Origin of the sequence: Mesorhizobium sp. M0854 (genome assembly GCF_040319815.1) — a bacterium.
In the GTDB taxonomy this organism is placed as follows: domain Bacteria; phylum Pseudomonadota; class Alphaproteobacteria; order Rhizobiales; family Rhizobiaceae; genus Mesorhizobium.
Window position 1 is genome coordinate 1 of the sequence record NZ_JAMYOL010000058.1, and the last position, 10,049, is coordinate 10,049.

Consider the following 10,049-nt stretch of genomic DNA (forward strand, 5'->3'; position numbering starts at 1 on the left):
CGGCTCCGCACCTCACCTGACGTCTCCTCACCTCACCTCACCTCACCTCACCTCACCTCACCTCACCTCACCTCACGCCAAACCGTGCCGGTTTCGTCGACGATGCAAATGGCGGTCTCTTTCACCAAGACATCCAATCCGGCATAATGTTCATGCTGCGCTCCCTTCCTGGATGTGTGGCTGTTTCTCACAGAGCACGTCTATCATCAGCTCGAGCGCAGCACCTCAACCAGTTGCCGTCACCAAAAGATCAGGCTCCGAGCCGAATAGCCCATCTGGGAATTTCGGAGGGGTGCATCGTTTGAGGTGCTGAATCTTAACCGAGCCGGTTGGTGCCGGTCCGAACAGGAGGCACCTCCGTGACGCGCAGGATACGCCGGAAGCGTTGCGGGAGCCGATCGTAGATCGGCTGTCGAGCGACAACGCCAAGAGCGAGTTGGTTCGGCTGGTGACACGGCTGTTCATCGAGGAAGGGCCGGAGGCGCAGGTGCGCGATGCGCTCGGACACCAAGCGCTATTAGCCCGACGCCGGCGAAGCGCAGGGCCATCGCCGGCTATCGGGGCCGCATGAAGAGGGTGAAGTTCCAAACTGCCATCAATCAAGGCAGGAAGCCGCTCGCGCGTCTGCTCAGCTGCGGATATTCTCTTCATCGGGATGCTTGCTGGGGCAACCGGCGCCAACCGAAAGCCCGCTCTCCTGCTTCGATCCAAACTCACTTCCAGCAGGCCTACGCCTCCACCCTTAGTTTTATGGAAAACTTTAAGCGCAGTAACGAGGCCTGTAGTCAGTTTGTCATCTGAATTCCAGATGAAGAAAATCTTGAAACAATACTTGACCATCGCTTACCTCGACGTCGATTGTGGGTGTGCCTCAGGTTTGCGACGTGGCGCTGCACTGCCGTGGGAAAAAACAGCTTCTCTCTCCAATTGGATCCAGCTCCGGTTGACAATTTAAATTCGCGCTCATGCGTGCCAAAATCCTTTGTCGCTGACCAAGGCAAAGGGGTGAAGGGATAGTTGCGGATGAAGCTCAGTGAATACATAGAGTACGATGCGACCGGGTTGGCCTCTCTCGTGAGCGCCGGCGAAGTGACTGCTGAGGAACTGACGCGTTTGGCCCGCCAAGCCCACGACGAGGTCAATCCGCGCATCAATGCTGTGATCGAGTTCTATGAAGATGCTGAGACCGTTGCCAGCGCCGACGCAGGGCTCTTCAATGGTGTGCCATTCCTTCGCAAGGATATCGGAGCCAGCGAGGCTGGCCGCCTCCAGGAAAACGGAAGCCGTCTATTCAAAGGCTGCCGCTCCGATACCGACAGCTATTTTTTTCGTCGCGCGCGGGAGGCCGGACTTCGGACTCTGGGCAGAACAACAACGCCGGAGCTTGGAGCGACCGTGACGACCGAATCCATTCTCAATGGCATCACCCGCAATCCATGGGATTTGGAACGCTCCACAGGAGGCTCTTCAGGGGGAGCAGCAGCGGCGGTGGCGGCCGGCATTACTCCGATTGCCCATGGCAGCGACGGCGGTGGATCAATTCGCATCCCCGCGTCCTGGTGCGGTCTTGTGGGGCTGAACCCGTCCCGCGGACGTGTTTCCGGCGGCCCGAACAATCAGGACACATCGTTTGGCCGCAGCCGCGAGTTTGTTCTATGTCGGACTGCGCGCGACATGGCCGCCGCGTTGGACGTGTTTTCCGGTCCCCATCCAGGCGATCCATTTATCATCCTCCAGCCGAAGCGTTCGTATGTGGAGGAGCTCTCACAGTCCACCGGTCTCCTACTGGTCGGGGTCGCGAGAACGAGTTGGGGCGCGGTCGCCCTCGAGCCGGAAGTGTTGCACGCTGTCGAGGCCACGGCAACGCTTCTACAGGAGATGGGGCATACGGTAACGGACATCGAGCCGCCATTTGAGCCCATCGAGTACAGCAGAACATATGTCGCCTCGTCGACCCCGAGTTGGCTCGAAGAAGCGGCGCGGGCTATGGGGCGCACTATCGGCGCAGACACCTTGGAGCCGGTCAGCCTCAAACGATATGAATATGGCCGCGATTTGCCTCTTTCCCGAGCGTGGGATTTACAAGAGGCCCTCCGGAAAATGCGTTTCCGCGTAGGCGAGGCAATTCACCCCTTCGATATACTGCTTACTCCCACAATGCCAACCGTGGCCGTGCCGCATGGCGGCATCTTTTCTGCGACCAACCGGACTGTCTCCGCAGAGGAAGCTGTGGAAGCGGATACGGCGATTTGTCAGTACACTGGTGTATTCAATGTGACCGGACAACCGTCGGTGTCCTTGCCTCTGGCACAAAGTGCCAGCGGGCTGCCGATCGGAATTCAGATCGTCGGCCGCTTTGGTGACGAGGCCACACTGGTCCGTGTCGCACGCGATCTGGAGGGGGCCATACCGTGGCGCCACCGGCGACCAGGAGTTCAAGCGGAGGGCAGCTGACGATCACCTCTAAAGTTCGAATCTGGATGTGAGCAAACTTCCGAAAATTGACGCCTCGACGCCGACGCGCGCGAAAATAAGTTCAAGCCGCGGAAGAATGAAGTGTAAAAGCTGGCGATGCCGTAGGCAAAGCCGTTGCTTGAAAGTTTTGCGATAGCTGCGACTATTGCGATAGCCGACGCGAACATGAGTGAAATCACCGAAATATAGATTGTCGTCACTACCCCCTGTGTGATCGCAGATTCTCCCAAATAAAGGGAAGACTTAAGTTAAATGTCTTGAAGAACGCCAGAAACAGGGTCAGCAGTTCAAACCAAACGATGCCGATCTGCACTTTCAGCGGGACAAAACCGATCAGTACGAGGTTGAAGCAGAACACGACTGCAATCACAAAGGCGATCGCGAAGCGCCCGTAGAGTCCGCTTTGCAGCGGATCGCCGATCACCGGCCGCATGAGCTCGCCCATGGTGGTGCCCGCGAGGTTAAACATAAGTAAAACCGCGAGCACAGCCGCGAAGACCGAGGCGATAAACCACGACTTGTGGACGAGTACCTCGGATTCAACTGTGTCCGAATAGAGCATCGGCAGTCGTTTAAAAAAGCGGTCCAAGCCAGCCGGGACCGCTTCAACTTCACGACCTTACTTTCAAGGAAGCGCTCCCTGGCGGTAGCATCTAGGATGCTGACCGCTTCTGGCGCTGGGCTTTGCTGATCCCTGGATCATCCTCCGTTTCAGCTTTTTGGTCGGATCCGGCGCCGCTCTCAACGACCCTGCCTGGCAAGCTTCGGTTGGCGATATCGTGGACCGACCCGATGTTCCGGCTGCCGTTACCCTCCTCTCCGTCGGCTTCAACACTGTACGGACCGTGGGCCCAGCGCTCGGCGGCATAGTGGTTGCCTCATTTGGCCTTCTGACGGCGTTTGCCGTGACCACACTCAGCTACCTGGTACCTCTGGGCACCATATGGCGCTGCAAGTGGAAGGTTCGCTCTTCGCCTCTCCCGCGCGAGTCGATGATTTATGACGGGGTGCGCTTCACATGGCGGCATCTGCAATGGCAAGTTCAGGCGGAGGTTGTCTCAAGAACGGCTGATAACGCTCGCGTGCGTCGCCTGCGCGGCATGCTCCCTCTCCCTAGCACTCACCTCTTCGCTGGCGGTGGCGGCAATTGCACTCGCCTTGGGCGGCGCAGGTTGGTGACCGCCTGGTCCGGGCTTGGCGCAAGTGTGCAATTGGCGAATCCGCGATGGATCGTGGGACGCACGATCTCCATCTGTTATGGGTTGATAGACGGCGGTATCGCGGCCGCCAGTTGGGTATGGGGCATGCCGGCCCAGAACTATTCTTTGCGGTTGGCGCTAGAGGGTTCCGCGGGAGCTCTGTTGTTGGTCGCTGCAGTTGGCGTCTTGTTTCCTGTCCGCGATCGTCGAGCCACTTGCCGAAGCCAGGTCGGCGGTATCGCATGCTGCAGCGTATCTGCAATGGTACGCCGAAGAGGCCAATCGCATCTATGGCGAGACGATCTCCGCACCATCAACGGACCGTCGGATGCTGGTGATCAAGCAACCGATCGGCGTTGTCGGGACGATAACACCATGGAATTTCTCGGCTTCCATGGTGGAAGATCTCCCAAGGTCCGCAAGATCAGTTTCACCAGCTCAACCGAGGTTGGTCGGCTGCTGATGCGCCAGTGCTCGGACCAGATCAAGAAGGTCAGCCTCGAGCTCGGCGGCAATGCACCTTTCACCGCCTTCGACGTCGCCGATATCGATGCCGCGGTTGACGGTGCGATCCAGGCGAAGTTCCGCAATGCCCGCCAGACTTGCGTTTCGGCGAACCGCCTTTACGTCCAATCGAGCGTCCACGATGAGTTCGTCGAGAAATTGGTGGAGAAAGTCCGCCACCTGTCGGTTGGTGACGGCTTCGTCGTGGTAGGCCTTCGGGAGGCCAATTCGGAAATACCGCGTGTGGGCGACATCAAGGACCCGATTGACCAAGCTAGCGAAGCGGTCTTCGCGGCCAGGGCATAAGAGTGGTTCGCCCACCTGGATCCGAAAGGCTGATCAGGCCTTTGCGTAATTGAGGAAAAGGATGGTGGAAGCGGTCATGCGGTTTTCATGAGCGCTCCCTCGATGATGACGCCGGCGGTCGCGTATTTCCACAGCGCCACCAGCAGCTTGCGGGCGAGCGCGACGATCATCGCCTTCTTGAGGCGGCCGCCGTTGCGCGCCACCCGTTCGCTGAACCAGCGGGCCAGGCCCGAGGCAGGATGATGGCGCAGCCAAAGCCAGGCAAGCTCGACCATCGTCGTTCGCAGCCGCGGATTGCCTGCCTTCGACACGCCTTGTTCGTGATCGATCGTGCCGCTCTTCCATGGGGAAGGTGCGAGTCCCGCGTAGGCGGCCACCTGCCTGCGGTTGTTGAAATGCCGGAACAGCCCTTCGGCGTGGAGGATCGTCGCGAATTCCGGCCCGATGCCCTTCAGCTTGAGCAACATCGCCGCTGGCGTCGAGGCGTCCACCGCCGTCGCGGCGAGCAGCGCGTCGCGCTCGGCCTCCACCGCCTTGATCTGGGCGAGCAGCAATTCGAGACGGTCAAGTCCGCGGCCGATCTGGGCCTTCATGCGGGCCGGCAGGGCGCGGCCATCGCCGGTCCGCAGTTCTTCCAGGCGATCGCGCCGTCGCGGCGCAAAGGCTCGTAGTCGCGGATGCCCTGGCTGAAGAGCAGGCCTTTGATGCGGTTGACGTGCTCGACCCGTTCGGCGACCAGCACCTTGCGCTCGCGGTTGGTCCGGCGGCGATCCTCATTCTCGGGCGTCGGCACCCGGACCATCGAGCAGACGCGCGGCTCACCCCGCTTGACGGCCAGCAGGGCGCGGATCAGCGCCTCGCCATCAAGCCGATCCGTCTTGGCGCGACGGTGGCGGCGCGACACCGCGATCGATGCCGCGTCGACGATGTGACTTTCGATCCAGTCCTCGCGGTTCAGCACGGTCGATCCAGAAGCCGTCCAGCCCTGCCTCCTGGATCACCACCAACGGATAAAGCGTGCCCGTGCGCGCCTCGGCCTTGCTGCGCAGCCCGGTGAGGCAGACGAGCAGCCCGGCACTGTCAACCCCGGCGACCATGTGGCGCGACATCTTCTCGCTGCCGGTACAATCGAGGTGACTAGCCAGGTCGATCTGGACAGCTCCAGCGAGACGAAGATTGCGCCAAGATCCAAGCGAACAGCGGCTTGTAGTTCGGATTGATCGGCGGTCGAAAGATGCATGAAAGGGCCTCCAAAGGGCGAGTTGCGATGGCCCACTCTGCCAGAGTGCGGGCCACGATCCACTCCCCATGGATCTGCCGCGCCTGTGAAGATGTGGTCGTTCAGGCTCCCGCGCCGGCCCGGCTGATCGAGGGTGGTCTTCCGACCGAGGCAACGGTCGCCCAGGTGCTGGTCTCCACCGATCACTTGCCGCTCTATCGCAGGCGCAGATCTATGCCCGGCAAGGCATCAATCTTAATCGCGCCACGCTCGCCGACTGGGTCGGCCGCGCCGCCCGGCATCTTATTGCGATAGCGGATACGGACATGGGCTCGGGCTCATTCTCGAGGGGCATCCGACGCGGCATTTCAGCTCATCACTGATTGACAGGGTGGAGCTTACCGTATTCAATGTGACGACAGTGATAAGGTTTCGTGTAAGATCGCTGCATATGCGATCAATGCCGATTGCGCCGCGACTATTCGGTCGTCATGGTGTCGGAAGATTCCATCAATAGTCCTTCCACACGGCGACGTAGGAGAGATGAACTTCACATTCATGAGGACGACCAAGCGTAAAGCATGGAAGCGCTCCCGTGTTTTGACGCGAAAGTAGCCGGTGAGCAAATGCTCCGAGCTGCGGTGCCCAGCATAGCCCACCCGCGGCCGGATGCAGGGTCACTTTCGTCATGCCCCTCCCACGAGAACTCGGCGCAGGCTGAACCGTCGCGGGCGCAGTAGCGGACATCGAGAAGACCCTTCAATGCACCGAAAGCAATTTCGCCATCCGTCTCGCCCGGAAGGTGAGATGGGCCTCTTCGACGAGATCATGGAAGTCATTGTCCCAGTTGTCCATCTCGACGATGCGCCAGCGGCCGGTGAACGCCTTGGCAAAGGCAGGAACTCTGGGCATCCGCCGGCCCCTGGCGGAGACATGAAACGGCCGCTCCTCCAGATACATCAATATAGCGTCTGCCGTCTGCATCTACGATCTCGGTACCGGAGCGGCCTACGGCAAGCTTGGCATGAACGGCGCGATGGAGGATATGGGTCATGGCCATTCCTTCGGAACGCGGGCTTCAAATGGATGCTTAAGGCTGCGAATTGTTCATCGAACCGCTTGATGCCATCCAGCACTTCGTCACCACCACGACCTGTAATCAGAGACCCTAGAACCTCGGCAATAGCAAAGGCAGGGGTGATCGTGTGAAAGAATGATGGACTGTCGGTCGAAACCATGACGGTGGTTTCCGCAATCAGGGCCAAAGGGGCGACCTCGCTGTCGGTTATGGCGATAACTGAGATTCCCCTACATTTCGCGAACTCCGCTAATTCAACGGTCCACCGCGTGTACGCGTGGACTTGCGACAAGTAGGACATCGTCCTTACAAGCGCTTAAGATAGCGTCGCTCCCGGTGCCCGCAATCCCATCGAGAAGTACCGATTTGTCGCCAGCGAGCCTGAGAATATATTTGCAACTGCCAGGCTATGGCGTGACTGGAGCGCAGGCCAAGACAGTAGATCCTGCGGGCCTTGGCCAGCAATGCTGCCGCTGTCACCACTCGATCGAGCGATCGAGGCTCCGCAAGCTGTGCAACCTGCCTAGCGATTGAATTGAGCATCGCTGTAGCGAGCGCGTGCTCGCCCTGCGGCTTTTGGTTTGCAACCTGTTTTCCTGCCCTTCCAGCAAATCCAGCACCTGCATCCCGCAAGGCCTCAGCGTACATGTTACGGATATCATCGAACCCTCTCAAGCCAAGATGCTTGGCAAGACGCGTCATTGTTGCAGGTTGTACGCCGGCCTGCCGAGCCTATTCACGCATAGAACAAAGAGCGACATCACGTGGCCGGTCGAGCACGAAGTGCGCGCAGCGCTCTGCACTTGCTCCGACATACCGTCGAAAGCCTCGCGGATTGTTTCCGTGAGCGGTCCCTGTTCCATTGCCATCTCATTCTTCGGGCAAATCGTCCAACCAGCAGGCGCCCTCGAGGTGCGGCCGGGAAAAAATCTTTCCAATCTTTTCCGGAATCTTATTTTGATGATATCGCATATACACGCGGCCATCGGCTCCGAGGTCAAGAATCTCGATCTTTCCTGTGTAATGGGACATGATGTATTTGAATGTCTTTTGGATGCCGCTGAGACGTTGGTTGATGCCGTGCGCAATCTCTAATCCGCGGCGAAGTGAAACCTGAAAATGCGATGCGCCTTTCACCGGCCTGGCCTGAAAAAGATAATAAGGGCGGACACCCATTTGGTGACACTTGGCGAAGGTTGCAGCCAAGATCTCGGGATCATCATTGACTTTCGCGAGAAGCACGGACTGGTTGAGGAACTGCACGCCCTGTGTACGCAAGGAGAGAATGTTGCGCTCCGCATTGACCGAAATTTCGCCGATGTGGTCGAAATGTGTGACGATAACTGCGGCTTTACCCGCTTCATGGATCCGTTGGAAAAAGGCCGGTAGAGCGGGATCTTCGAACCGCTTGGGTTGAAAGGCGACTGCTTTTGTGCCGAATCGAATTGACTCCAAATGTGGGATCGGCAGTAGATGATCAAGAATTTTGTCGAGCTTGGCCGTGCTGAGCACGAACGGGTCGCCTCCCGATAGCAACACGTTGGTCATCTCAGGATGGCGGCCAATATATTGCGCGATCTGCGCGAAATCAGCTGTGATTTCATCGGAGTCCTTGCCAACGATGCGTTTGCGAAAGCAATAACGGCAATATGAAGTGCAACGGTCCGTTACCAGCATCAACCCGGTCTGGGCGTACTTGTGCTGAAGTCCGGGCGCGACCGTGTTGTCGTGCTCGCCGCTCGTATCCAGACTGCCGGGACTCTCGAACTCGTCGAATGAGGGCTCCACAATGTACTTGAGCTGGTCGTAGTAACCACTGTTGGTGATCTGCTCACGATAGAATTTTGTGACATGATAAAGCGTGATGCTGTTGGCTTGCAGCTCACCCTCGGTAACTACGCGCGTCCCCTCGACGAAATTTATGACCGCGGTGTCAGCCTCCAGGTCCGAGTTGGTGCGCGATGCTTGCGGCGGGCAAACGCGAGACGCCGTCGAGGTCGCCCGCCCGTTCGGCTCCCGATAGCTCAGGCCCTGGTCCTCGTAGACGACCGCGGTCGCCTTCGGGCCCCGCTCCGCCTGCGCCTCAATCAGCTCGTGAATGCAGCGTTCCTGCGGATAGGCCGGTTCTATCGGGTTGGACTCCACCGGAAGACGGTGATGTTCCTCCGCCAACAGCAGCGGCGACCAGGCCCGCTGCCCGGGGTCGGCCGCCATCTGGCTCAGTGCCTGCTGCAAATACCTCGCATACCGCTCGACCGTGCTCCGCTCAAATAGCGACGTCCCGTAGATCAGCTTCCCACGAATCGCTTCCCCGACCTCAGAAAGATCGAGCGCAAGATCATGTTGCGCGACGCGATCGTCAACGCCGACGTGCTCAAGTTCGAGCCCCGGCAGATCCGCCGACTCCGCGCCATTGTTTTGCGATGCAAGTATGACGTGGAAGATCGGTGTGTGAGCTATGGGCGGGTTGACGAGTTCCACCACTTGCTCAAACGGCAGGTCCTGGTTTGCCTGTGCTCCAAGCGCAGCGGCATTCACCCGCTCCAGCAATGTCCCCAGCGTCGGGTCGTCCGACAGGTCGATCCGTAGTGCCAGGGTGTTGACGAAGAGGCCGATCAGCCCCGCAATCTCGGAGCGCGTGCGATTGGTGCTCGGCGTGCCGATGACCAGCTCGTCCTGACCCGACAACCGCGCTAGCACGATCGCCCAGCCCGCCAGCAGAGTCACGAACAGCGTCGTTCCATGACGTCGGCTCAGCGTCTTGAGCTGTGTGGTCAGCGGCTCGTGCAGCACGAATTCGACGTAACTGCCGCTGTAGTCCAGCTGAGCCGGACGTGGCCGATCCGTCGGCAGTTTTAGCAACGCTGGCGCGCCCGCCAGCGTCCGGAGCCAGTATTCCGACTGACGCTCGAACACCTCGCGCGCCAGCCAGCGGCGCTGCCAAAGGGCGTAGTCCGTATACTGCACCGGCAACGGCGTCAGCCGATCCGCGCGCCCCCCCTGGGCCGCGGCGTAGAGCTCGCTGAGCTCGCGTATCATGATTTTCCGCGACCAGTCGTCCGAGACGATGTGGTGCGTCGTGATCAGCAGCACATGATCGTCCACCGCCAGGCGCACCAGCCGTCCGCGGATCGGTGGCCCGGCCTCTAGGTCGAACGCCGCCTGCGCTTCATGGCGCATCAGATCCGCGAGCGTCGCCTCCACATCCGCTACCGCCGTCAGATCGTCTCGTTTCAGCGGCAGGCCGACGTCCGCCGGCCCGATCTGC

General features: G+C 59.6%; 2 protein-coding genes and 7 pseudogenes. 4 read left to right on the forward strand and 5 right to left on the reverse strand.

The genetic code is table 11. The features are described 5' to 3' along the window. Positions 1-1,023: 1,023 nt before the first annotated feature. Positions 1,024-2,454 carry an amidase gene (locus NKH99_RS32165; RefSeq protein ID WP_353017871.1) on the forward strand — a complete coding sequence of 477 codons (1,431 nt, stop codon included), beginning with the start codon at positions 1,024-1,026 and terminating at the stop codon, positions 2,452-2,454. 77 nt (positions 2,455-2,531) lie between these two features. On the opposite strand, the pseudogene NKH99_RS32170 reads toward NKH99_RS32165, so the two are convergent. Further along, positions 2,532-3,037 (reverse strand): annotated as a pseudogene (locus tag NKH99_RS32170) (amino acid ABC transporter permease); the annotation flags it as partial. Positions 3,038-3,146: 109 nt separating this feature from the next. Here NKH99_RS32170 and NKH99_RS32175 point away from each other — a divergent pair. Both NKH99_RS32175 and NKH99_RS32180 read left to right on the forward strand, forming a co-directional pair. Then, positions 3,147-3,875 (forward strand): annotated as a pseudogene (locus NKH99_RS32175) (MFS transporter); the annotation flags it as partial. Next, a pseudogene (locus tag NKH99_RS32180) lies at positions 3,853-4,379 on the forward strand (aldehyde dehydrogenase family protein); the annotation flags it as partial. The pseudogenes NKH99_RS32175 and NKH99_RS32180, both read left to right, overlap by 23 nt. Positions 4,380-4,558: 179 nt before the next feature. Here NKH99_RS32180 and NKH99_RS32185 read toward each other — a convergent pair. Next, a pseudogene (locus tag NKH99_RS32185) lies at positions 4,559-5,724 on the reverse strand (IS110 family RNA-guided transposase). A gap of 72 nt (positions 5,725-5,796) precedes the next feature. Here NKH99_RS32185 and NKH99_RS32190 point away from each other — a divergent pair. After that, positions 5,797-5,999: pseudogene (locus NKH99_RS32190) on the forward strand (IS66 family transposase); the annotation flags it as partial. Positions 6,000-6,259: 260 nt separating this feature from the next. On the opposite strand, the pseudogene NKH99_RS32195 reads toward NKH99_RS32190, so the two are convergent. The 3 genes and pseudogenes from NKH99_RS32195 to NKH99_RS32205 all read right to left on the reverse strand — a co-directional run. After that, positions 6,260-6,615: pseudogene (locus NKH99_RS32195) on the reverse strand (hypothetical protein). A 164-nt stretch (positions 6,616-6,779) separates the two neighbouring features. Further along, positions 6,780-7,644 (reverse strand): annotated as a pseudogene (locus NKH99_RS32200) (MurR/RpiR family transcriptional regulator); the annotation flags it as partial. A 7-nt stretch (positions 7,645-7,651) separates the two neighbouring features. Beyond that, positions 7,652-10,049: condensation domain-containing protein (locus NKH99_RS32205; RefSeq protein WP_353017873.1), on the reverse strand; the 2,398-nt coding region annotated here is incomplete at its 5' end.

What these genes read in the sequence shown, in the direction of transcription:
- NKH99_RS32165 (WP_353017871.1), top strand. Translation starts at nt 1,024, where the DNA reads ATGAAGCTCAGTGAATACATAGAGTACGATGCGACCGGGTTGGCCTCT.